Annotated in this window: 19 protein-coding genes; 10 read left to right on the top strand and 9 right to left on the bottom strand. The window is 71.3% G+C overall.

What is annotated here, in order from left to right:
- Positions 1-5: 5 nt before the first annotated feature.
- Complete coding sequence (pheT, locus tag JIG36_RS48365) at positions 6-2,483, top strand: phenylalanine--tRNA ligase subunit beta (protein WP_203383693.1); 2,478 nt, start codon at positions 6-8, stop codon at positions 2,481-2,483.
- A 25-nt stretch (positions 2,484-2,508) separates the two neighbouring features.
- On the opposite strand, the gene JIG36_RS48360 is transcribed toward pheT, so the two are convergent.
- A complete protein-coding gene (locus JIG36_RS48360; RefSeq protein WP_203383692.1) occupies positions 2,509-2,799 on the bottom strand; it encodes a hypothetical protein in 291 nt (96 codons plus the stop codon).
- A 146-nt stretch (positions 2,800-2,945) separates the two neighbouring features.
- On the opposite strand from JIG36_RS48360, the gene JIG36_RS48355 reads away from it, so the two are divergent.
- The 3 genes from JIG36_RS48355 to JIG36_RS48345 are packed head-to-tail and all read left to right on the top strand — an operon-like array spanning position 2,946 to position 8,885.
- Positions 2,946-4,838: a hypothetical protein gene (locus JIG36_RS48355; protein WP_203383691.1), complete on the top strand. Its 1,893-nt coding sequence runs from the start codon at positions 2,946-2,948 to the stop codon at positions 4,836-4,838.
- The gene (locus JIG36_RS48350; RefSeq protein ID WP_203383690.1) at positions 4,835-7,537 is read left to right on the top strand and encodes an ATP-binding protein; all 2,703 of its coding nucleotides are present in this window, start codon (positions 4,835-4,837) and stop codon (positions 7,535-7,537) included. Before JIG36_RS48355 ends, JIG36_RS48350 begins: the two co-directional genes overlap by 4 nt.
- Positions 7,538-7,547: 10 nt before the next feature.
- Positions 7,548-8,885: a hypothetical protein gene (locus JIG36_RS48345; RefSeq protein ID WP_203383689.1), complete on the top strand. Its 1,338-nt coding sequence runs from the start codon at positions 7,548-7,550 to the stop codon at positions 8,883-8,885.
- 629 nt (positions 8,886-9,514) lie between these two features.
- On the opposite strand, the gene JIG36_RS48340 is transcribed toward JIG36_RS48345, so the two are convergent.
- The 4 genes from JIG36_RS48340 to JIG36_RS48325 form a co-directional block, all read right to left on the bottom strand.
- A complete protein-coding gene (locus JIG36_RS48340; RefSeq protein WP_203383688.1) occupies positions 9,515-10,267 on the bottom strand; it encodes an SAM-dependent chlorinase/fluorinase in 753 nt (250 codons plus the stop codon).
- Positions 10,268-10,285: 18 nt separating this feature from the next.
- The gene (locus tag JIG36_RS48335) at positions 10,286-11,032 is read right to left on the bottom strand and encodes an SDR family oxidoreductase (protein WP_307873215.1); all 747 of its coding nucleotides are present in this window, start codon (positions 11,030-11,032) and stop codon (positions 10,286-10,288) included.
- Between the two features lie 267 nt (positions 11,033-11,299).
- Positions 11,300-11,881 (bottom strand): hypothetical protein, encoded by a 582-nt coding sequence (locus tag JIG36_RS48330; protein ID WP_203383687.1) that lies wholly within the window; start codon positions 11,879-11,881, stop codon positions 11,300-11,302.
- Positions 11,882-12,092: 211 nt separating this feature from the next.
- Positions 12,093-12,554: an SRPBCC family protein gene (locus JIG36_RS48325; protein WP_203383686.1), complete on the bottom strand. Its 462-nt coding sequence runs from the start codon at positions 12,552-12,554 to the stop codon at positions 12,093-12,095.
- Positions 12,555-12,608: 54 nt separating this feature from the next.
- On the opposite strand from JIG36_RS48325, the gene JIG36_RS48320 reads away from it, so the two are divergent.
- From JIG36_RS48320 to JIG36_RS48300, 5 genes are all read left to right on the top strand, one after another.
- A complete protein-coding gene (locus JIG36_RS48320; protein WP_203383685.1) occupies positions 12,609-13,928 on the top strand; it encodes an ATP-dependent 6-phosphofructokinase in 1,320 nt (439 codons plus the stop codon).
- Between the two features lie 24 nt (positions 13,929-13,952).
- Positions 13,953-15,308: a M28 family metallopeptidase gene (locus JIG36_RS48315; RefSeq protein ID WP_203383684.1), complete on the top strand. Its 1,356-nt coding sequence runs from the start codon at positions 13,953-13,955 to the stop codon at positions 15,306-15,308.
- A 58-nt stretch (positions 15,309-15,366) separates the two neighbouring features.
- The gene (locus JIG36_RS48310; protein ID WP_203383683.1) at positions 15,367-16,470 is read left to right on the top strand and encodes a DUF3616 domain-containing protein; all 1,104 of its coding nucleotides are present in this window, start codon (positions 15,367-15,369) and stop codon (positions 16,468-16,470) included.
- 10 nt (positions 16,471-16,480) lie between these two features.
- Complete coding sequence (locus JIG36_RS48305) at positions 16,481-17,440, top strand: GNAT family N-acetyltransferase (RefSeq protein WP_203383682.1); 960 nt, start codon at positions 16,481-16,483, stop codon at positions 17,438-17,440.
- Positions 17,441-17,575: 135 nt separating this feature from the next.
- The gene (locus JIG36_RS48300; RefSeq protein WP_236049916.1) at positions 17,576-18,550 is read left to right on the top strand and encodes a TIR domain-containing protein; all 975 of its coding nucleotides are present in this window, start codon (positions 17,576-17,578) and stop codon (positions 18,548-18,550) included.
- Positions 18,551-18,648: 98 nt separating this feature from the next.
- Here the strand turns inward: JIG36_RS48300 and JIG36_RS48295 are convergent, their stop codons facing one another.
- Together JIG36_RS48295 and JIG36_RS48290 are read right to left on the bottom strand one after the other, a co-directional pair.
- On the bottom strand, positions 18,649-20,520 hold the full coding sequence (locus JIG36_RS48295; protein ID WP_236049889.1) for an FtsX-like permease family protein: 1,872 nt from the start codon (positions 20,518-20,520) through the stop codon (positions 18,649-18,651).
- Positions 20,521-20,530: 10 nt separating this feature from the next.
- Positions 20,531-21,250, bottom strand: a complete 720-nt coding sequence (locus JIG36_RS48290) for an ABC transporter ATP-binding protein (RefSeq protein WP_203383679.1) — start codon at positions 21,248-21,250, stop codon at positions 20,531-20,533.
- Positions 21,251-21,391: 141 nt separating this feature from the next.
- Between JIG36_RS48290 and JIG36_RS48285 the strand changes: the two genes are divergently transcribed.
- Positions 21,392-21,844 carry a hypothetical protein gene (locus JIG36_RS48285; protein WP_203383678.1) on the top strand — a complete coding sequence of 151 codons (453 nt, stop codon included), beginning with the start codon at positions 21,392-21,394 and terminating at the stop codon, positions 21,842-21,844.
- On the opposite strand, the gene JIG36_RS48280 is transcribed toward JIG36_RS48285, so the two are convergent.
- Positions 21,837-22,850 carry an LLM class flavin-dependent oxidoreductase gene (locus JIG36_RS48280; protein WP_307873214.1) on the bottom strand — a complete coding sequence of 338 codons (1,014 nt, stop codon included), beginning with the start codon at positions 22,848-22,850 and terminating at the stop codon, positions 21,837-21,839. The genes JIG36_RS48285 and JIG36_RS48280 overlap by 8 nt on opposite strands.
- 201 nt (positions 22,851-23,051) lie before the next feature.
- Complete coding sequence (locus JIG36_RS48275; protein WP_307873213.1) at positions 23,052-23,657, bottom strand: SanA/YdcF family protein; 606 nt, start codon at positions 23,655-23,657, stop codon at positions 23,052-23,054.
- Positions 23,658-23,782: the final 125 nt, after the last annotated feature.

Genomic DNA, 23,782 nt, shown 5'->3' with positions numbered 1-23,782 from the left:
CGAGCATGAAGACGTCACTGTCGTGGCTGCGGGAGTTCGTCGAACTGCCCGCCGGCCTCACCGCCGAGCAGCTGGACGAGGCGCTGACCAACCTGGGCATGGAGGTCGAGTCGATCGTCGACCAGGCCGCCACCGTCAAGGGCGACCTCGTCGTGGGCCGGGTGCTGACCATCGAGGAACTGACCGGCTTCAAGAAGCCCATCCGCTTCACCACCGTCGACGTCGGCAACGCCGAGCCGCAGGAGATCGTCTGCGGTGCGCGCAACTTCGCCGAGGGCGACCTGGTGGCGGTCATCCTGCCCGGTGGCGAGCTGCCCGGCGGATTCAAGATCGGCGCTCGGAAGACGTACGGGAAGAACTCGAACGGCATGATCTGCTCGGCGGCCGAACTGGGTCTGAGCGGTGATCATGACGGCATCATCGTGCTGGGCGAAGGCGCGGCCAAGCCGGGCGACGACGCGCGGCCCGTGGTGGGGCTGGCCGACGTGCTGGTCGAGGTCGAGATCACCCCCGACCGCGGGTACGAGATGAGCCTGCGGGGCCTGGCCCGCGAGCTTTCGTACGCCTTCGACGCGGCCTACACCGATCCGGCGGCGCGGCCGTCGAAGGGCGGCACGGCGGAACCCCCGTACGAGGTCAAGCTCGAAGACACCGTCGGCTGTGACCGGTTCTCGGCCCGGGTCGTGCGTGGCATCGACCCCCACGCGCCCTCGCCCGTGTGGATGCAGCAGCGCCTGGTCGCGGCCGGCATCCGTACGATCTCGCTGCCCGTCGACATCACGAACTACCTGATGCTCGAACTGGGCCAGCCCATGCACGTCTTCGACCTCAACCGGCTCGACGGCGGCCTGATCGTGCGCCGCGCCCGGCCCGGCGAGAAGCTGACCACGCTCGACGGTGTGGCCCGCGTGCTCGACGCCGAAGACATGGTGATCTGCGACGACACCGGCCCGATCTCGCTGGCCGCGGTGATGGGCGGCGAGACCAGCGAGTGGCAGCCCGAGACGGTCGACGTGCTGCTCGAGGCCGCCCACTGGGACCCGGTGATGGTCGGCCGCACGGCCCGCCGCCACAAGCTGTTCAGCGAGGCCGCCAAGCGCTGGGAGCGCGGCGTCGACCCGCAGCTGACCCTGGTCGCGCTGGAGCGCGCCGTCGAGATCCTCACCGAGCACGCCGGCGGCACGGTCGACGAGCGGGTGCTCGACCTCGACCACGTCGTCGCCCCGGCGACGATCACGCTCGACCCGGCCCTGCCCGCCCGGCGGATCGGCCTGGCCTACGACACGGCACAGGTGGAAACGCTGCTCGGCCGGGTCGGCTGCCAGGTCAAGGGCGCCGGGCCGCTCGAGGTCACCCCGCCGTCGTGGCGGCCCGACCTGCTGGCCCCGATCGACCTGGTCGAGGAGGTCGCCCGGCTCGGCGGCTACAACGACATCCCCTCGCTCCTGCCGCCCGCCCGTGGAGGCAGCGGATTCACCGCCCCGCAGCGGCGCCGCCGCACGGTGGGCCGGGCGATGGCCGAGAACGGCTACGTCGAGGTGCTGTCCTACCCGTTCGTGGCGCCCGCCGCGGCCGACCAGCTCGGCTATCCGGCCGACGACCCGCGGCGCAGTGCCGTACGGCTCACCAACCCGCTCAGCGAGCAGGAGCCGCTGCTGCGTACGTCGTTGCTGCCCCCGCTGCTCGGCACGCTCAAGCGCAACCTGGGCCGGGGCAAGCGGGACGTGGCGCTGTTCGAGATGGGGACGGTGTTCCTGCCGACTCTGGCCCAGACCGCCCCGCCGGCCATGGGCGTCGACCGGCGCCCGACCGACGCCGAGTGGGCCGCCGCCAACGAGATCGTGCCGTTCCAGCCGTGGCACCTCGCGGTCGCGCTGGCCGGCGAGATCGAACCCGCCGGCTGGTGGGGTGCGGGCCGCGCGGCTTCCTGGGCCGACGCGGTCGAGGCGGTCCGGATCGCGCTGTCCGCGGCCGGTGTCGCCGACGAGCGGATCTCGGTGGCCGCGGCCGAACTCGCCCCCTGGCACCCGGGCCGCTGCGCCGCGATCTCGGTCGACGGCACGGTCGTCGGCCACGCGGGTGAGCTGCACCCGGCCGTCGTGTCCGCGTTCGAGCTGCCCAAGCGCACCAGCGTGGCCGAGCTCGACCTGGACGCGCTGCCGCTGCCGCCGGTCACCCAGGCCCCGGCGATCTCGTCGTTCCCGCCGGCCCTGATCGACGTGGCCCTGATCGTCGACGCGTCCGTGCCCGCCGCCGACGTCTCGGCGGTGCTGGCCACGGGGGCGGGCGAGCTGCTCGAGTCGGTGTCGCTGTTCGACCTGTACGAGTCGGAGCAGCTCGGCGAGGGCAAGAAGTCGCTGGCCTACAAGCTGACGTTCCGGGCCGCCGACCGCACCCTCACCACCGAGGAGACCCTGGCCGCGCGCGACGCCGCCGTGGCCGCGGTCTCGTCCCGCTTCGGCGCCACCCTGCGCGGCGCCTGAGTTCTCCGGACAGCGCCGGGCCTGCTCACCGCGGGTCCGGCGCTGTTCCCGTTCCCCGGCATCGCGGGCAGACGGCGGCCGGGCCCGCCCTGTCCTCGAAACCGGCCCCGCGAACGTTGAGCGTGCGTTCCGGCTCCGGTCCGAGGCGGCCGGTGCCCAGGCACGGCAGGCAGCGGGGCCGCAGCGGCTCCCCGCCCCGGGTGTTGCGGCGGCCCAGCAGATATTGCCCGGCCCACCGGGTCTCGCTCCACTGCCAGGCGACGGTGCCGACGGCAGCCAGAACGAGCAGGCCGAACGTCAGCAGCATCCACTTCATTCGTCCGCCCCCACTCGTCGATCGGTCATTGTGCCGGCGATGACATCCCGGAAATGTACACGCCCGAATTACTTGCCTTTCCAACGCTAAGAGCCGGTTGCTTGACTGTCGGCAATCACCCCTGCCGCTGAAAGCCGGGCTTTCCGATGACCGTCGCGCCGCACGAGATCCCGTTCGTCCTGCTCGCCACCACCGGCGAGCGGATGGGCTGGATCTACACCGATCGCCAGCTCTACCGGCGTCGCTTCACCGAACCGCCACCCCAGCTGGAGCCGGTGTCACCGGACCTCTACGAGCTGCTCGAACGATCGGCCGCACGGAAGAAGAAGAGACGGCGGAATGCCATTCAGGCCGGTCTGGCCCTGGCTTTTCTGATCTATTGCCTCGGCATGATCCAGGCCCCCGACACGGGCGGTCGAAAAGAAATAGATCCCTCTTTCGTGACCCTTGCGCAACTCGCCCTGGTGGCCGGAGTCGTCGGTGCGATCCTGGCCGGTCTGGGACCGCATCTGGCCCGGCGGGCGATCACCGTGGCCGAGACCGGGAACCTGGCCGCGCACGCCGCCGCCGAGGAGGCGTGGAAGCAGCGGCGCGACGACCACGAACGGCAGCAGCAGGCGACGCTGGACGCGATGAACGAGTGGTCCGCGGCGACCCCGTCCCCTGGTGACCGGCGTATCGACATCATCGGCGGGACGACGTACGGATGGGAGGCGGTTCTCACCGTCCACGGCGGATCCCTGCTGGTCACGCGGGGCCCGATGACGCTGGTCGACTTCACCGGCGACACCGTCTGCGAGGAGCTGATCCAGCTCGCCACGGCCACCCGGCGGTCCGTACGGCGGCTGCGGCTGCCGACCGAACTGGCCGAGTTCGACCTGCTGGCCGGGCTCACCCCCGGTGAACTGGTCGACTGCCTGGTCGAGGCGATGCACGGCGACGCGCAGGGCGCCGGTCGGGCCGACCGTTCCCAGGACGCCCTGGTGCTGCGCGAGATCGTCACCGCGCTGGACGGGCGGATCACGCTGACCCGCCTGCTGGCCGCGCTGCGGGTGCTCACCGACCGCCCGGACCCCGACGGGCTGACCCCTCAGGAGAGTGAACGGCTGCTCGACCTGCAACCCGACGAGAACCGCCGCCGGCTCTACACCCAGATGCGGCGCATCGAGGCGTTCCTGCACCCGCTCGAGACCATGGGCAGCCGGGCCGAGGGTGGCGCCGGCACGGCCGACCTGACCTGCCTGATCGCCGACGGCGAGGGCGGGGACGCGCAGAACGACCTGTTCAAGGACCTGCTGGTGCAGTGGCTGACCCGGCTGGTGCGGCGCGACTCGCAGCCGATGGGCTCGCTGGTGCTGCTGGGCGCCGACGAGGTGCACCACCGGGCCATCGAGCGCCTGAGCACGCTGTGCGAGCGGCACGGCGTACGGCTGGTGTTGTTCTTCAGTCACCTGCGGGCCGAGGCGCTGCACACCATCGGCGGGGGCGAGGTGGCGTTCATGCGGCTCGGCAACCACCACGAGGCCGGCCAGGCCGCCGAGTACATCGGCAAGGGCCACAAGTTCGTGCTCAGCCAGCTCACCCGCACGCTGGGCGGCAACGACACGCACACGATGGCCGACACCAGTGGGCAGAGCCGGGCCGAGGGCGGTTCGGGCGGGATGAGTTACGGCAAGCGGGGGCGTGGACGGTCGTACGGAAAGAACTGGAGCCGCACCCGGACCTGGAGTCAGACCCTCTCGACCGCCCGCAGCACCAACTGGAACGACGCGTCCTCGGTGCAGCGCGTCCACGAGTACACCGTGGAGCCACGCGTGCTGCAGGAACTCCCCGAGTACGCGATGGTGCTGGTCAAGGAGCAGAACCAGGAGACCGTGGTGCAGGCCGTGGAGGTCGACCCGGCGATCGTCATGCTCCCGCGGGTCTCGATGCAGCCGGCCGGGCCGATGCCGTTGCCCGACCCGGAGGAGGCGGTGGTGCCCGCGCCGGCCCAGCCGTTCGACCGGTCCCCGGTGATCAGGTCCGGCCGCCCGCAATGATCGGCCACCTGCCCGCGGTCCGCGTTCTCGAGCTGCCGCGCCGGCCCGCGCGCGGCGACCCCGGCCGGGGGCTGCGGCTGGCGGCGATCGTGTCCGCCTACCACGGTGGCAAGGCTGTGCTGCTGGGCTGGCATCGGCGCGCGGCCGGGGAGCCGATCGAGGTGTTCGTGTCCGGCGGCATCAGCGACGGCCGGGCGCTCTCGTTGCCGCCGGGCGCGGTCGGGTGCCCGTACGGGCCGGGAAAGCTTGTCGAGGATCTGGGGTCGATGCCGTGCTGGACCCGTCTGACCGTGCTCACCGACGGCCTGCTGGCCGAGGAGACGCCGCGCGACAACGAACCGCGGTCCAGTCTGGACGAGGGCCTGCTGCACGTATGGCCGGCCGGGTTCGCCTGGTTCGTGCTGGCCGAACCCGTGCCCGTGGCCGAGACCCTGGAAGCGGCCCGGGCCGTCGCGGCCGAGGAACGCCGGGCGCAGACCCGGGCCCAGTCACCCGAACAGGCCGTCGCCGCCGCCCGCCAGCGGGCCCGGCACCGCGAACTGCAGCAGGGCCGCTCGACCGGGATGTGGCGGGTGCGCCTGCTGGCCGGCGGTGAGTCGCCGGAAGCCGCGGCGGCGGTGGCCGGGCTGCTCTGCGCGTCGGCCGACCTCGGTTCCCAGCCGTACGCGCTGGCCCCCACCGGCGTGCTCGGCGAGCTCGACAAGGTGCTCGACGGCGAGCCGCCCACGCTGGCCGGGTCGCCGCTGGTGGCTTCGCTCGCCGTGACCCCGTCCGAGGAGGTTCCCGGGCTGCGGTTCGCGACCCGCCCCGAGTTCGACGTGACCCCCGAGACCGCGGGCGGCCCCGGGTCGCTGAACGCCGGCACGGTGCTGGACCGGTCGGGCCGCGCGGCCGGGCCGTTCGAGGTGCCCCGGGACAGCCTCAACCGGCACACGTTCATCTGTGGGGCAACCGGGGCGGGCAAGTCCCAGACCGTACGGCATCTGCTCGAAAGCGCGTCCCGGCAGGAGCTGCCGTGGCTGGTGGTCGAGCCGGCCAAGGCGGAGTACCGGCGGATGGCGGCCCGGCTCGGGCCCGGCCGGGTCATCACCGTGCGGCCCGGTGACCCGGACGCGCCCCCGGCCGGCTTCAACCCGCTGCGCCCCGCGGACGGATTCCCCCTGCAGACGCACCTCGACCTGACCCGGTCGCTGTTTCTGGCCGCGTTCGCCGCCGAGGAGCCGTTCCCGCAGGTGCTCAGCTCGGCGCTGACCCGCTGCTACGAGGAGCTGGGCTGGGACCTGACGCTCAGCGAGCCCCGGACGCCCGGGCACCGGCCGCGCTATCCCACCCTGGCCGACCTGCAGCGGACGGCCGAGCTGGTGGTGGACCGGATCGGGTACGGCCAGGAGATCGCCGACAACGTGCGCGGCTTCATCCGGGTGCGGCTCTCCAGCCTGCGGCTGGGCACGACCGGCCGGTTCTTCGACGGCGGGCACCCATTGGACCTGGCCGCGATGCTGCGGCACGAGGTGGTCTTCGAGATCGAGGACGTCGGGGACGACCAGGACAAGGCGTTCCTCATGGGCGGGTTGCTGATCCAGCTCACCGAGCACCTGCGGGTCAACCCGCCGCGCGGCCCCGGGCTGCGGCACCTGAGCGTCTTCGAGGAGGCGCACCGGCTGCTGCGGCGCCGTGACCAGCCCGGCCCGGCGGCCCACGCGGTCGAGCTGTTCGCGGCGCTGCTGGCGGAGATCCGGGCGTACGGCGAAGGTCTGGTCATCGCCGAACAGATCCCGGCCAAACTCGTTCCCGACGTCCTCAAGAACACCGCTGTCAAGATCATGCACCGCCTGCCCGCCGCGGACGACCGGCAGGCCGTGGGCGCGACCGTCAACCTGACCGAACGGCAGTCGGAATACCTGGTGACGCTGCCCCCCGGGACGGCGGCGCTCTTCACCGACGGCATGGACCACCCGGTTCTCGTACGCATGCCCGACGGCACCTCACGCGAGTCGATGCCCGCGGAGGTGGCCGGCCCCGGCCCGGTGATCGGTCGGCGCAGCGCCACGTGCGGCGCGGTCTGCCGGGCCGGCGCCTGCACCTTGAGGGCCATGCGGACGGCGCAGCGGTTGCTCGACGACCGGCCCTGGCTGACGTTCTGGGCCGAGGTGGCGGTGGTGGGCCACCTGACCGGGCGGCCGGTGCCGCCGCTGTGGGACACCCGGCGGGACGAGCTGGACGCGCTCGACGAGCGGCTGCGCGAGTGTGCGCTCTCGCAGGCGGTGGACGCGGCGGTGCACGTACGGGCGCTCGGTGCCGCGGTCTCGCCGGATGATCTGGCGGTGCGGGTGGTGGCCGGGGATCCCGTGTCGCCCGAGTTCGTAGCGCCCGGTTACCGGCACCTGTCCATTCTCGACGCCCTGCGGGACCGCCCCGACGACGACCCCGCCGACCCCCGCGCCGCCGCGTGGTCGTCGTGGCTGGGGCGCGAGGTGCTGGGCGACACCGTCGGGGCGCAGCGGGAGTGGGTCGAGTTCTGGGCGTCGCTGGATCCGCCCGGGCCGGCGGCGCTGTTCGGGTGGGAGGTGCCGTCCGCGCTGGAGATCGTGGTCGGGGCCGACCGGTCGTCGACCGCCTGGGGGGAGCGGCTGGCCCTGGCCGTCACCGACACGTTCCAGTCCGCCGACTGGATTCCCGACTTGTTGGAACTGGAATGAGGAGCTTGCCATGGCCGACAGCCCGGTCAACCGCCCGCCGCGCGTCGATCCGCCGAAGCCGCCGGCGCGCATCGATTCGCCCAAGCCGGCGCCGCGTGTCGATTCGCCCAAGCCGGCGCCGCGCGTCGATTTGCCGAAGCCGCCGGTTCCTCGGCGCGCGCCGGAGTTCAAGTCGCGGGTGAGTGAGGTCCAAGCGCATCATCAGAGCCGGCAGGACGCCCGTCAGACGCGCGCCGGTGACGTCTCACGACCCCGGGCCGCCGCGACGACGGTCCCGGATGCCAAACGGCCGCCGGGTGCGTCCGCCCGGCCTTCTGACCGGTCTTCTGACCGGCCGAAGACGGCGTCTGCCCGGCCCGCCGACAAGCCGTGGCGTGCTCCCGATGCTCCCGCTCGGGCGAAGGCGGCGTCCGCTCGGCCCGCCGACAAGCCGTCGCGTGCTCCCGATGCTTCCGCTTGGGCGAAGGCGGCGTCCGCTCGGCCCGCCGACAAGCCGTCGCGTGCTCCCGATGCTTCCGCTTGGGCGAAGGCGGCGTCCGCTCGGCCCGCCGACAAGCCGTCGCGTGCTCCCGATGCTTCCGCTTGGGCGAAGGCGGCGTCCGCTCGGCCCGCCGACAAGCCGTCGCGTGCTCCCGATGCCCCCGCTTGGGCGAAGGCGGCGTCCGCTCGGCCCGCCGACAAGCCGTCGCGTGCTCCCGATGCTTCCGCTCGGGCCAAGGGTCGTGATTCCGGCTTGCGTCCCACCCCCGACTTCCAGAAGAAGCTCGACGACTTCCGCAAACAGAAGGAGGACCGCCAGAACCGCGGCGAAAACGTGGACCACCGACCCAAGAAGGCCGCGGAACGAGCCCTGACCCAGCGCGTCCGGAACGGCGAACTACCGGACCGCCGACGCCACGACGCCCAGCACCTCGCCCCGTCCGCCGACCTTCGCCGTCCTCGCCCGACCGCCCCGCCCGCAGCGGACCGCTCGCCGCGCAAGCCCCAGCCGGACTCGAAGCCCGCCGCTCCTCCCATAGCGGACCGTTCGAAGCCCGCCGCTCCTCCCGTAGCGGACCGTTCGAAGCCCGCCGCCCCTCCGGTGGCGGACCGTTCGAAGCCCGCCTCCCCTCACCAGCAGGGCGAGTTGATCAGGCCGGCGCCCCCGGAGCGGAAGAGCCCGGTCCACGAGGACCCCCACCCACACCGGGCAGGCATCGCCGTCACCGAGGCCGGTTCGATCGCGGCCAGGCTGAAAGGCGAGGAGCAGTTGGCCGACGCGTTGGAGACCGGCGCACGGCTCTGGAAGCTGAAGACCGACACCAAGCCCGAACTCGACAGCAACGGCCAAGGCCCCCTGACCAGGTGATCCAGCCCGCAGAGTTATCCACAATCCGCGCTTGTCCACAGGCTCCCGCGCCCACCCCTTCGAAGATCGGCCAATCTCTCTAGGATGGGGCTGGGCGGGGGTCCCCCGGTTAGGGCGGGCTATGGGGGACGACCAGTAGCCGCAGACGTCGTGGGCGCCGGACACCAGCAGGGTGGGCGCGGCGCCTCGGCCCAAGTGCCGACCAGCTTGGCGTCGCCGCCTCACCGTCCACGCCCGCCTGACCCCACCAGGCGAACCGGCTCACCCGCCTCGACCGGGCCAAGGGCGAGCCGATCCGTCGCTGCGAACGCCTGGCGCTGGGTCGTCGGTGGCCTGATCTGCCGCTGCGAGCGCCTGGTGCTGGGTGATGGGCGGCCTGATCTGCCGCTGTGAACGTCCGGGGTGGGGTCGTCGGCGGTCCGATCCGACGCTGCGGACGCCTGGTGCTGGGTGATGGGCGGCCTGATCTGCCGCTGTGAACGTCCGGCGCGGGGGCGACCGGTGACCCGATCGCCGCTGCGACCACCCGGCACCGGGCGACCTGCGGCACGTCGACGCCGAACATCCCGGACAGCGGCGGCCGGCACCACCCCGGCCGCAACCGGCGAGCGGCCTTCGTCAGGGGCGGGCTACGGGACGATCCGGACGGGGGTGCCGGATCGGGGGTGGCCGAAACGGGCAGCCGCGCTGCCGCCGCGCAGCAGCAGCTCGTAGAACGGCTCGCCCCAGCCCGAACTGCCGGGGGCGAACGACATGGCGCCGGCGGGGACGGTGAATACGCCGTCGGTCACGATCGCCTCGGTTGTGGTTGGGCCGACCTGGACGCGTACGCGGGAACCGGGTTTGGCCGGAGGCTCATGCCACGAGGTTTTTAGGTTGCCGTAGCCGTCGGTGTAGACGACCGCGTTCGCGGGCGGGGGCGGCATCGTCAGCTCGGCCCCCAGCAGATCGTCACCGCGGGCCAGCGCCGCCACGGCTGCGGGGAAGACGTCGCGGGAACGGAACTGAGAACCGGCGTCGGCGGCCTTCACGGCGCGGACGGGGATGCCTGCAGCGGCCAGGAAAGACAGGCTGGAGCCGGACGCTACGCCGACGACCCAGACGCCCGAGTCGAGGTGGGCCGCGGCCAGGGGCTCACCCGCGTTGTCGGCGCGGGGGCTGTCCTCGTCCTCGCGCGGGGCCACGTTCGCGAAGACGATGCGGTCGGCCGGGCCTTCGGTCAGGGCCAGCTGGGCCACGCAGAACCCGGCGCCGACCGTGTCGAACGCCGGCACCGGCACCGCGGTGACCTCGGCCTGCGGCATCAGCTGGGCGAACCGCTGCCGTACCTCGGCGAACGCAAGATCCCCGACGCCGTAGTCGGCCACCACCGTGATCAACATGACCGCAGATTAACCCGGTCAATCGAGGGTGTGGCCCCCGTTCACGGTGATCCGCTCGCCCGTGATGAAGCGGGACGCGTCCGACGCCACGAACGCGACCACGTCGGCGATCTCCTGCGGCGTGCCCAGGCGGCCCAGCGGCACGTCGGCCACGTAGTCGCGGCTGCTCTCCTCGGTGACCACGCCGTGCCGCTCGACCGGGATCCAGCCCGGCGCGACCACGTTGACCGTCACGTTGTCGGCGCCGAGCTCGCGGGCCCAGGTGCGGGCCAGGATCAGCTGGGCGCCCTTGGCCGCGTTGTAGGCCGAGAAGCCCGGCAGCGCCCGCTCCACCATCTCGGAGCCGATGTGGATGAAGCGCCCGCCGCCGAGCCGCCGCATATGGGGAAGTGCGGCCTGAAGCAGCAGGGTCGGGCTCTTCACGAAGAAGACGAGCTGGTCGAGGTGGTCCTGCCACGTCACGTCCTCGGCCTTCACCGAGGGCTGGGGGCCGGTGGCGTTCGCGACCACCACCCGTACGGGACCAAGCCTGTGCTCTGCCTCGGCCACCAGCCGGGTCACGTCGCCCTCGTCGGTCACGTCGGCCCGGAACGCCGCCGCCGTGCCCCCGGCCGCCTCGATGTCCGCCACCACCTGTTGGGCGCCGTCGGCGTCGGAGCGGTAGTTGACCGCCACCGGCCAGCCGTCCGCCGCCAGCCGTCGGCAGATGTGGGCCCCGAGGCCCCGCGACGCGCCGCTGACCAGCGCACTTCCCGAGATCGTCACGGCCCGACGGTAGCGGTCAGCGGGTCGCGGTCACCGCCTGGGTGCGGCCCCACGGCCCGCCGTACCAGAAACGCCGGCCCGGGTCGCTCACCGCGACGTCGGAAATTGCTTCGCGTACGTCGTAACGTGCCGGAAGTCGGCGATGACGAGCCGCCCGCCCGGCCGCAACACCAGGGCCGCCTCGGCGATCGCATCAGCCCGCCCGACGGCGTCCGGGAGCGGCTTCACAATCGTGGCGCTGTTCGACGCCGACAGTCGGCGTCCTGGTCAATCCGGCCGACCGGTCGCCAAGGCCTTTCTCCGCGCGGAGACCTGCATCGTGGAGATGGCTCCGGCCCGGACCGTTCTCAGGAGACGGATGTTGTAGTAGTAGATCTGAGAGTTGAGTTCGAGCAGCTGTTGCTCGAAGCTCGCCTTCTGCTCGTCGTCGTGGGTGCGGGTGCCGTTCCACAAACCCTCGACGATGCCGCCCAGCGCCACGAACTGCCGGCCGATGGTCAGGTCCAGCTCGCGCCGTTCCTCGTCGCCGAAGTATTGCTGGATCAACGCCAGATTGCGGTTGATGCCGTCGTTCCATTCGTAGAGGACCTGGCGGTAGTCCTCCAAGCGCTTCTCGGCCATGTCGGATCGCGTGCCGGTCGAGTTCCCGTCGGGCAGGCTCCAATAGAGAAGCCGAAGGCGGTACAGCCGCTTGTCGAGCTGTCTGCTCACCTCCTCGAAGATCTCGACGGTTCGTTTGTGCTCCGCGGCCAGGAATTGAACTACATGCTGGTGGTTCCAGACCCGGCGCTGAAACAGCGAGCCGAAGTACCCGCCGAGGACGGTGGTGAGCAGAAAACCCAGGAGCACCGGCCAGATCGTTGCTATCAGCCCTCACCTCAGATCGCGCGTCTGTCCGGCAGCCTAGAGGCGGCGGCGAGGACAATTCGAAGCCGGCGTTGCCCCGGAGGGGTGAGCCCGCGCCGGATCATGCACGGTGACCCACCGCGCACTCCTTGAACCCGGGGGCCGCCCGTTCTGCGGTTGGCGCGGTCGTGGACCCGTACGGAATGGGAAGCCGTCACGTCAGACGCATGCGTTGCCAATTTCGGAAGACGAAGCGGTGCACCGACTTCAGGCCCACCCAGAGGGCCGGCGCCAGCACAGGGGCAAAGCCGCGGCGCACTGAGACCGTGGTTGTGCGGGTTATGCGGGTGCCGGTGGGTTCGGGGGTCAGCTCGAAGACGTCGCCCAGGCTGTTGACGAAATGGTGGAAGCAGAGGTTGGTCTCTTCCATGTGGAACGCGAGCCGGGCCGGCGGTTCCCAGACCGTGATGCGCTGGCGCACTGTGCCCTGTTCGGAGACGCACTGACGGGCGGCGCCAACCTCGCCGGGGCCGTCGGGCAAGCGGCACTCGGTGGGGCGTGGGGTGCCGAGGCAGAAGACCGGGCAGCGCGGGGTCAGCTCGACGCGTGAGTCGCACAGCGCCGGCCACAGTTGCTCGGGGGTGTGCGGCACGCTCCACTCGGTGCGGACGATCATTGGCCGACTGTACGGCGGAACACGGGTGTAACGGGGGGCGCCTAGTCTCGCGCCATGGAGGCGGCGGATCTGCGGGTGCGGTCGCTCGGTGCTGGGCGGATCGGGTCGCCGCTGGGTGGGCTTGTCGGGCGGCGCGGCACCACTGAGCACTACGTCGACGAGAACGACCGCGTGCTCTTCGACGACACCCTGGACATGCTCGCCGCCCGGGAGGGGGAACCGCCCTCGTTCGAGCCGGGTGGGCCGCGCCGGCAGATCTTCTTCGACCCGGCCAAGACGCGCGTCGGGATCGTCACCTGCGGTGGGCTCTGCCCCGGGCTCAACGACGTGATCCGGGGGCTCGTGCTCGAGCTGACCTCCCATTACGGCGTACGGAAAATTGTCGGGTTCCGCAACGGCTATCGGGGCCTGGTCGCGCGGCACGGGCACGACGTGGTCGAGCTGACGCCGGCCGGGGTGGAATACATCAACGAGCAGGGCGGCACGATCCTCGGCACCTCGCGCGGCAACCAGGACCCGGCCGAGATCGTCGACTGCCTCGACCAGCTGGGCGTCAACGTGCTGTTCGTGATCGGCGGCGACGGGTCGATGCGCGGCGCCCAGCGGATCGCCCGGGAGATCGCCGAGCGGGACCGGCGGATCGCCGTGGTCGGGGTGCCGAAGACGATCGACAACGACATCCCGTTCATCGGGCACAGCTTCGGGTTCCAGACGGCGTTCGGCAAGGCCACCGAGTCGATCCGGGCCGCGCACACCGAGGCGACCGCGCAACCGGGCGGGATCGGGCTGGTGCAGCTGATGGGGCGGCACAGCGGGTTCATCGCCTGCTATGCCGCGCTGGCCACCAACGACGCCGACTACGTGCTGATCCCCGAGGTGCCGGCCGACGTCGACGGCTTCCTGCCGCACCTGCGGCGCCGGGTCCGCGAGCGGGGGCACGCGCTGGTCGTGGTGGCCGAGGGCGCCGGGCAGGACTACCTGGCCGCCGGCGGCACCGACGCCTCCGGCAACACCCGGCTCGGCGACTTCGGGATCTATCTGCGGCAGCGCATCCTCGACGACTTCGCGGCCGCCGGCGAGGAGGCCAACCTCAAGTACATCGACCCGAGCTATGTGATCCGCAGTGTGCCCGCCAACCCCTACGACAGCGTCTATTGCCTGCGCCTGGCCCAGGCGGCGGTGCACGCGGCGATGGCCGGGCGCACCGAGATGGTCGTCGGCATGTGGCGCAGCCGGTTCGTGCACGTGCCCATCCCGGTCGCGGTGTCGGCCCGCAACCAGGTCGACCCGGCCGGTGACCTGTGGATGTCGGTGCTGGAGGCCACGGGCCAGCCGCCGTCATTCCGCAACATATTGATGAACGTGGACATATGAACGCGTGAGGGCCAGAGTGGACGCATGGCCAACACGAGTCGGCGTGCGTTTCTGACCGTTTCCGCGGCGGCTGCGGCGGCGCCCCTGATGGCGGGCGAGGCGGTCGGCGCGCCGCCGGGGCCGGAGCTCCGGGCGATTCTGCGGGAGATCGACCCGCGGCGGATCGAGGCCATCGTGCGGAAGCTGGTCTCGTTCGGCACCCGGCACACGCTCTCCGGTCAGGACGACCCGGTGCGTGGCATCGGCGCTGCCCGCGACTGGATCCTCGCGGAGATGCGCGGATATGCCGCAATCTCCGGCGGCCGGATGACGGTCGAAGCGCAGGCGTTCGTGCAGCCCGTCTCGCCGCGCGTCCCGGTTCCCACCACCATCACCAACGTGATCGCGACACTCACGGGGAGCGTCACACCGGCCCGCACGTACGTCGTCACGGGTCACTACGACTCGCGGGTGACCGACGTGATGGACGCGGTGTCCGACGCGCCCGGGGCGGACGACGACGCCTCGGGTGTGGCCGTGATCATGGAGCTGGCGCGCGTGATGGCCCGGCGGCAGCCCGAAGCCACGATCGTCTTCGCGGCCGTGGCCGGCGAGGAGCAGGGCCTCTACGGCTCCGACCACATGGCGCAGGTCTACCGCGACGCCGGCGCCGACATCCAGGCCATGTTCAGCAACGACATCGTCGGCACCGGGGACGCCCACGACGGCACCCGCCCCGCCAACCGGACCGTGCGGCTGTTCGTCGAGGGGGTGCCCACTTCGGAGACGGCGGCCGAGGCGAACACCCGCAAGAGCGTCGGCGGCGAGAACGACGGCCCGTCGCGGCAGCTGGGCCGGTTCGTCAAGCAGGTCGAACCGGACGGCACGGACGTGCGGGTGATCTGGCGGCGCGACCGCTACCTGCGCGGCAGCGACCACATCTCGTTCCTGCTGCGGGGCTATCCGGCGGCCCGGTTCACCGAGCCGCGTGAGAACTTCGCCCACGAGCACCAGGACGTCCGGGTCGAGAACGGCGTGCAGTACGGCGACCTGATCGAGTTCTGCGACTTCGACTACATCGCGCGGGTGGCCCGGGTCAACGCGGCCGTGCTGTGGTCGCTGTCCGAGGCGCCGGGCACGCCGCGGGGCGTGGTCATCGACACCACGCAGCTCACCAATTCCACGACGCTGCGCTGGGAACTGGGCACCGAACCCGACCTGGCCGGCTACGAGGTCGTCTGGCGCGAGACCACGGCCCCGGACTGGGAGCATTCGCGCGCGGTCGGCAAGGTGACGACGGTGACGATCGACCTCTCCAAGGACAACGTGTTCTTCGGCGTACGGGCGGTGGACGCCGACGGTCATCGCAGTCCGGTCGCCGCTCCTCGCCCGTCCAGCTGATTTCGCCGTCCCGACAGTGGAGGCCCCTCGGTGGCCTCCCGGTGACACGATGTTGACCATGACGCTCGATCACACGGTCCGCCTGCGCTTCGGGGACAAGTCCCGGGCCATGGCGACCCACACCAACCTTTCCGCCGTACGCCTCGACGGGCCCGTGCTGTGGATCGCGGGTGACGAGACCGCGACCGTGGAGCGTCTGGTCGCCGACAACCCCTCGGCGCCCACCGAGTTCGGTGACGAGACCACGTACCGGCTGGGTGACTTCATCAGCCTGCCCGGCACCGACATCGAGGAGGAGGCCGACGTCGAGGGGCTGGCCCGCACCGGCCACTTCCTGTGGGCGATCGGCTCGCACAGCCTGCGCCGCAAACAGATCAAGGACCGGCACGAGGGTGAGAAGGCGCTCAAGCGGCTGGCGCGGATCGAGGGGCAGGAGAACCGGCAGATTCTCGTACGGCTCCCGATCGCCGACGTGGATGGGCTGCCCACGCCCGTACGGGAAATCGAAGTCGACGGCGAGAGGCACTACGCGGCGGCTCTGGGCGGCAAGGACGACCTGCGTCAGCTGCTGCGCAAGGACGACCACCTGGCGCCGTTCCTGCCGATCCCGGGCAAGGACAACGGGCTCGACATCGAGGGCATCGCGGTCAGTGGCGACCGGGTCTACCTGGGCCTGCGCGGGCCCGTGCTGCGGGGCTGGGCCTTCGTGCTGGAACTGCGCCCCTACATCGACCCGGACGAGCCCGACCGCCTGCGGCTGCACGAGTTCGACGACGGCTTCACCTATCGCAAACACGTGCTCGAGCTCGACGGTCTCGGCGTGCGCGACCTGTGCCCCGACGGCGACGACCTGCTGATCCTGGCCGGCCCGACGATGGACCTGGACGGGCCGGTGCGCGTCTACCGCTGGCACGGCGCGTGCCGCTCCGAGCAGCCGACGATCGTGCGGGGCGACCTGATCACCCGGGACCTCGAACTGACCTTCGGCGAGGGCGACGACCACGCCGAAGGCCTGAGCAACTACGGCGACGGCCGCCTGCTGGTGGTCTACGACAGCCCGGCTGCCGTGCGCCTCACCGAGGACGACGCCGTCATCGCCGACGTGGTGCGGCTGCCTCAAGATCGCGGAATTGAGGCGACAGCCCGGCCATCCGGGAACTAGTCTCCGCCGGATGCACATCACCTGGCGGCCCCTCGCCCGCGGCGACGCGAAGACCTCGGCCGATCTGCTCAACGCCATGGAGGCGGTCGACCAGATCGGGGAGTACTACGACGAGGAGGACACCCTCCAGGAGCTGGTCGACCCCTACACCGATCTGCAACGCGGCAGCCTGGCCGCCTTCGACGGTGACGTGATGGCCGGCTTCATGAAGACCAGGTATCAGCCGACCGGGGAGGACATCCAGCGGGTCGTCATGGACGGCGGGGTGGCCCCCGCCTATCGGCGCCAGGGCCTCGGCGCCACGCTGGTAAAAGCCGGAGTCACGGCGGCGAAGGAGCAGCACGCGCGGCACGGGTCGACGCTGAAGCTGGCCATCGACATCCACAAGCCCGAGAGCATGGCCGGCCTGCCGGAGCTCATGGAGTCTCAGGGTTTTGTGCCGGTCGGCTGTTACCAGCACATGCAGCACCCGCTCGGCGACCAGATCCGGGACGTCCCGGTCCCGGCCGGGCTCCGCGTCGAGCCGTGGTCGGAGCGGAACGACGAGGAGTTCCGCCTGATCCGCAACGAGGCGTTCGCGGACGACCGGCTCCGGTCGCCGATGACGGCGGACTCCTGGAAGAGCAAAATCATCAACCAGACGTTCCGGCCCACGGTCAGCTTCCTGCTCCGCGACGAGGCGAGCGGGGCTCCCGCCGGCATGCTGGTGACGATGTCGTGGGATGCCGACACGGCGGCCACCGGCATCCGCGACGCGCGTTTCATGCTCATCGCGACCCAGCCCGCCTACCGCAAGCGCGGCGTCGCCGGTGCCCTGATCGGGCAGGCGTTGCGAACCGCGGCCGACGAGGGCTACGACCGGGCCCTCGTGGAGGCGGACTCGGAGAACGCCTTCGGCGCGGTCCGGCTCTATGAGAAAGCCGGATTCACGCCGAAGCTTCGCTTCGTGAACTGGACCCTCGAGATCTGACCCCTTCCCTAGCAGTCACGGGCTGACCGACCCTACAGATCCGACTTTTCCCTTGCCGCCCATCTTGCAAAGGGTGGAGATCGCCCGGCGACGAGCCCGCGTGCCTACGTGAGCCGCACGCCTTCATCGGCCACCATGGTCGGGGTGACAAATCCGGCAGACGCAACCTTGGCGCCGCGTGTGTTCGTGTCCTACTCGTGGGATTCCCCCCAGCACAGCGCCTGGGTGCTGAAACTCGCAACTCGGCTACGCCATAACGGTGTGGATGTCATCCTCGACCGCTGGAACGCTCGTCTGGGTACGAACCTCCCGTTGTTCATGGAGGAAGGCATCAGGGACGCCGATCGCATCCTGGTCATCGTGACCGACACCTATACCCGGAAGGCGTACGAGGGCAGAGGTGGTGTCGCCTACGAACGTCGAATGCTTACGGCCGAACTTATGGACAGGCTGGATGAGGACCGTATCCTGCCCGTTCTGCGTGACAACCCGGACCGCCGGATTCCGATGTTCCTGGGCAACCCGGTCTACCTCGATTTCCGACGCGACGAGAACTATGAGGCGGAGTACATCAAGCTGCTGCACAACCTGCACGGTCAGGAGATCCTGCCGGTTCCGCCGATCGGACCGAACCCGCTCCAAGTCGTTTCACCCGACCGCATCGCTCGGACGCTGCGGCACGACCCCGCCCGTTACGTCAGCCCAGACGTCCACGGCACGGAGACGTTCGACTTTTCCAACAACGACGGCGAGTACGAACTCGGCTCCGGTGCCATGACGTTTACGCTCCGCGTCGGCGAAGCCGGTCGAGGCGTCGTACACGTATACAACAATCCGGCCGACATTGAGACGATCGCCTCGGCCTCCGGAGTCACGGATGTAACCGAGGTGAGCGACGCGAGCGCCTATGACGGCTCCTCACGGGTTCGAACGGTTCGCGAGGGCGACGCGGTGGTTTTGTGTAACAGCAACGGCTATTGGGCAGTCGTCTGCATCGACCAAGTCCACACCCGAGGCAGCAGCCCGGACGGACACCCCTCATTGACCTTCCGGTTCGCCATCCAGCCGGATCACACGGCCAACTTCTCCCAGCTCCGGCAGGCGAATTGACGGTCTCATACGGTGATGAGGAATAGCCGGTTCTCGTCCCCCGTTCAGTGCAACCCAGGAGCCGCCGGACCAAGTCAGCTTCGTCGCAGCCCGGGATCTCATTCCTGGGCGGCCAGCAAGGTCACGGGTGGGCGGCGGGTGGCCGACCATGACGTGATCAGGCTGGTCAGGCCGGTGACGGTCAGCGCCACCGCGGCCACCCCGGCGATCAGGGGCCATGACAGGTCGAGGGTCGCGGCGCCGGTCACGGCGCTCGTCGTGGCCAGGGCCGCGATCAGGGCGGCCGACGCCGCGACCACGCCCAGCAGCAGAGCCGCGCCGGTGACGGCGAACGTCTCGAGCAGGGCCACCCGCACGACCTGGCCGCGGGTCAGGCCGGTCACCCGCGCCTCGGCGAACTCGCGACGACGGGTCGCCGCGCCGATGACCGCCGAGTTGACGACGCCGAGGAGCGCGTAGAGCCCGCCCAGGCCCAGCACGATCAGCATGATCTTCTCGTTGGTGGAGTTGCGGGCGTCGGCGTCGGCCCGCAGCCAGTCGTCGAGGCTCGACACCGGGCCGGAGCGGGCCAGCGCGGCTCTCACGGCGGCGGGGTCGGCCCCCGGCTTGAGCGCGACGAACGACCGGGCCTGGGCTCCGGCCAGCTGAGCCTCGGGCACCAGACCCGGTGGCAGCAGCAGGTTGGCGCCGCCGCTCATCGTGGCCGGCACCGAAGCCACCACCGGCAGGTCGCCGAGGTCGCCCTCGGGCAGCCGCAGCCGGACGGTTCCGCTCTTCGGCACGTCACCGCCGGGACCGGCCGCCACCGCCCGCCCGCTCAGGCGCACGGGCGTGCCGTGGATCGCCGAGTACGCGGCCGGGTCGACCACCAGCGCGGACACCGCCTCGGTCTCCCGATCTTCGCCCTGCCCGGTCGTGACCTCGCCGGGCAGCGAGAGCTCGGTCGAGACCGTGGCCACGCCCGGCACGTCCGCGATCGGGCCGCGGCCCTCGACCACGAAGTCGGCGTGGGTCGACCGGGCGACCTCGTCGATCCCGCTGGTCGTGAACGACGACCCGGCGCCGGTGTTGCCGACCACGAGCGCGACCAGCACGATCAGCGGCGCCGCGACCGAGGCCGACCGGCGGCGCGCGTCGCGCAGGTTGGCCCGGGCCAGCGAGCCCAGCACCCCGCCCCCGAACGGCATCAGCCGGGCGAACAGCGGCACCAGCAGCGGCGCGAACGCCACCACGGCCACCGAGGCCGGCATCGCCACGTTCAGCGCCATGGCCTGACCGCCCGCCGGGCCGCCGTGCGGCGCCACGATGACCAGGGCCAGCGCGCCGCCGAAGAACAGCAGCCCGGCGATCCAGCGCCCGGCGGTCATCACTCGGGCCGCCGCCCCGGTCTCGCGCAGCGCTTCCAGCGGCCGCACCCGGGCCGCCCGCCGCGCCGCGACCAGCACGCCGGAGATCGCGAGCAGCAGACCGGTGCCCAGTGAGACACCGAGGATCCACATGCGCCACTGGCCGGTGAACCCGTCGGGCACGAACTCGAAGCGCCGCATCAGCCACGCCTGGAGCTTCATCACTTCGAGCCCGGCCGGGACGCCGAGACCGGCCCCGGCGACGCCCAGCAGCAGCGCCTCGCCCAGCAGCAGGCGCCGGACCTGACCGCGGCTGCCACCGACCAGGCGCAGCAGGGCGAGGTCGCGACGGCGCTGGTCGACGGTGAACGCGAACGTCGAGCTGATGATGAACCCGGCCAGGAAGACCGCCCCGCCGAGCACCACGCCCAGCATCGACACCGCGGCGGTGGTGCCGTCGGAGAACTCCATGCGCTCGGCCGCGCTCAGGCCGGGCGGCGGGTCGAAGGTGGCCGCCGTGATCAGCAGCAGCAGTGAGGACTGCACGAGGGCCACCCCGAGGGCGACCGAGAGCAGCGCGCCCACGAAGAGGGTCCAGCGATCGGCCAGGCCGGCCCGGCTCATCCGCAACATCTCAGCGCTCCCAACTGGCGAGCCGGTCGGCGACCTGACGGGCGTCAGCGCCGGCGACGCGGTCGACCACCCGGCCGTCGCGCAGGAAGACCACGGCGTCGGCGCGGGCGGCGGCGCCCGGGTCGTGCGTGACCATGACGATGCTCTGGCCGGCGTCGGCCATCGCGCGCATCAGGTCGAGGACGGTGCGGGCGGCGGTGGAGTCGAGCGCGCCGGTCGGCTCGTCGGCGAAGAGCACCTCGGGCCGGGTCACCATGGCCCGGGCGATCGCCACCCGCTGCTGCTGGCCGCCGGAGAGCTCACGCGGCCGGTGCCGGGCCCGGTCGGCCAGCCCGACCGCGTCGAGGGTGGCGCGCACGACCCGGCGGGACGGCCGCCGGCCGGCCAGCCGCAGGGGCAGCGCCACGTTCTGCTCGGCGCTCAGCGCGCCGATGAGGTTGAAGTTCTGGAACACGAACCCGATGCGGCTGCGGCGCAGCGCGGTCAGGTCGGCGTCGCCGGCCGCGGTGATGTCGGTGTCGCCGAGCAGCACCCGGCCGGTGTCGACCCGTTCCAGCCCGGCCGCGCAGTGCAGCAGTGTGGACTTGCCGGAACCGGACGGTCCCATCACCGCCGTCCAGCCGCCCCGGGGAAAGGTCAGGGTCACGTCGTCAACGGCGTGAACAGCGGCCGGTCCGCGGCCGAACACCCTGCTCACGCCGGTCATCGTCAGCGTCGTCATACCCTGAAACGCTAGGCAGAACGAGGGGCGAAGTCGCTACGGCCACCCACCGGATCCGAGTAGTGCTAGGCCTACCACCCGCCCCGGTTTGAGCACCGCTACTCAGGTCCGCACCCACCGCCGGTTCATAGGTTGTGGGACATGTCGAAGCGACGGAAATGGGCCTGGACAGCGGGAATTCTGGCGGCGGCGGTGGCCGCGGCGGCCGTCACCACGGCGGTGGTGAGCGACCCGCTGAAGCTGCCGGGCAGCCACAAGGTCGAGGTGTACGCGCAGGACGACGCGATCTCCGGCGAGGCCCCCGAGGAGCCCGGATTCCTGGGCCGCACCCTGGGCATGTGCGACGCCGACACCTACTACGCGCAGGACGGCGACCGGAAGCTGTGCATCGTGCTCAGCGGTCCGCTGGGCGAGGTCGAGGCGTCCCGCAAGGACGGCCGGGTCACGGTCGAGCCCGCCGAGGTGGCCAAGCTCAAGGCGATGACCGGGCCCGGAACCACCACCCTGGTGCTGATGGGCAGCGGCCCGGCGGCCCTGATCCCGGTGGCCGGCCTGGCCGAGGGGCAGGCGGTCAACGTACGGGCGCTCAGTTAGACGTTCCGTCCGAGCGCCGGACCGAGGTGGTTGGCCATGTCGGTGAGGATCTGCACGTAGTCGGCGTGCTCGAGGCTGAACGGCAGCGCGAACGCCACCTCGTCGACCTCACGGAACGCGGCGTGGGCCTGGAGCTGCTCGGCGATCTCGGCCGAGGAGCCGACGTAGTCACGCGAGAAGAGCAGACGGGCCGGGCCCTGCGGTTGGCTGGTTCGGGGGGTGCGCTTCTCGACGTACGCGGAATAGCGGGCCTTCTGCTCCGAGGTCGCGGAGTCGGTGGGATCACGACCAGGCCCTGGGACACCCGGGCCTGGTCGCCCGCCGGGTGATGCTCGCGGAACGTGCGGATGTGCGACAGCTGGATCTCGGCGAAGTCTTCCGACTCCTCGGCCTTGACCACGCTGCTGGTCAGGAAGTTCATGCCGTGCTCGCCGGCCCACTGCGCCGACCGGAGGCTGGCCCCGCCGTACCACATGCGCTCGCCGAGCCCGGCCGCGTGCGGCTCGACCCGGTTGGAGAAGACTTCGACCACACCCTGGGCGCCGCTGAAGTCGGTGGCCTGCTCGCCGCGCACGAACCCGAGCAGCCGCTCGACCCGGCGATAGCTGAAGTCCTCGATGTCGGCGGTGTCGGGGTAGAGCGCCTCCTGGACGGTGTCCCAGTTCATCGGCGGTCCGACGCTGACCCCGGGGTTGAGCCGCCCGCCGGAGAGAATGTCGACGGTCGCCAGATCTTCGGCCAGCCGCAACGGATTCTCCCACCCGAGCGGAATGACGGCGGTGCCGAGTTCGATCCGTTCCGTACGCTGCGAGGCCGCGGCCAGCACGGCAATGGGCGACGAGATGCCGTACTGCAGATGCCGGTGCCGCACCCACGCACTGTCGAAGCCCAGATCCTCGCCCAGCTTGATGATGTCGAGCGTCGACTCGTGCCCGGGCCTCGGGTCGTCCCCGTCGAACAGCCCGATCGTCAGAAAGCCCATCTTGCGCAGCGGTCGCGACGTCACGGGCCCAGCTTTCCATAGATCACCCACCTGCCGGAGGTGACTTGGGTCGCGGCCGCGTCAGATCATTTCGTACGGGTCCACGACCGCGACAACCGCAGAAACGGCGGCCCCCGGGTTCAAGGAGTGCGCGTTTGGTCACCGTGCATGATCCGGCGCGGGCTCACAGCCTGTCCCGGTCGCGGAGGTCGTCGAAGGACGCGATCAGCGCGTCAGCGCCTCCTGCACCGTTGTCTCCTGGCGGCCCAGGAACACCGGGTCGCGGCGGGTGATCACGTCGGCTACGGCCTTGACGACGGCGCCCCGCTCGCGGACCACCGAGTTGCGCCACGGCTCCTTGTAGATCTTCACCGACTCGTCGCCGACGCCGGTGGCGTTGATGCCCAGCGTGCGGCACAGGGCCACCGCGCGGTCGAGGTGGTAGGTCTGGGTGACGACGATGGCCTCGCGCACGCCGAAGATCTGCTTGGCGCGGACGCAGGAGTCGTACGTGTCGAAGCCCGCGTAGTCGAGGGCGATCTGTGCCGCCGGGACGCCGCGGGCGACCAGGTAGACCTCGGAGTTGCCGGGCTCGTCGTACTCCCAGCGGGAATGGTCGCCCGAGATCAGGATGGCCCGCACCTTGCCCGCGTCGAGCAGGCGCTTGGCGATGTCGAGCCGGGCGGCCAGGAACGGCGAGGGCGAGCCGTCGTCGTAGACCTGCGCGCCCAGCACGATCGCGACCGGCGCGGCGGGCACGTCGGCCTCGCTGTACACGTGCCCGTGGGCCGTGCCCCGCGTCCACAACTCCCCGCCTGCCGACGTGAGCACGCCGAGGGCGACAACGAGTGCTCCCGCTGTCAGCCCCCGGCGAACCCATCGCCGCTGAAACAGCCGCCTGGTGATCCCCACGCGCAGAACGATGCCAGCCGGTGTCAACGTGCGGCGCGGGAGGA

The sequence above is a fragment of the Paractinoplanes ovalisporus genome, from assembly GCF_016834655.1.
Lineage (GTDB): Bacteria > Actinomycetota > Actinomycetes > Mycobacteriales > Micromonosporaceae > Actinoplanes > Actinoplanes ovalisporus.
This window is presented reverse-complemented; position numbering and strand designations above follow the sequence as displayed.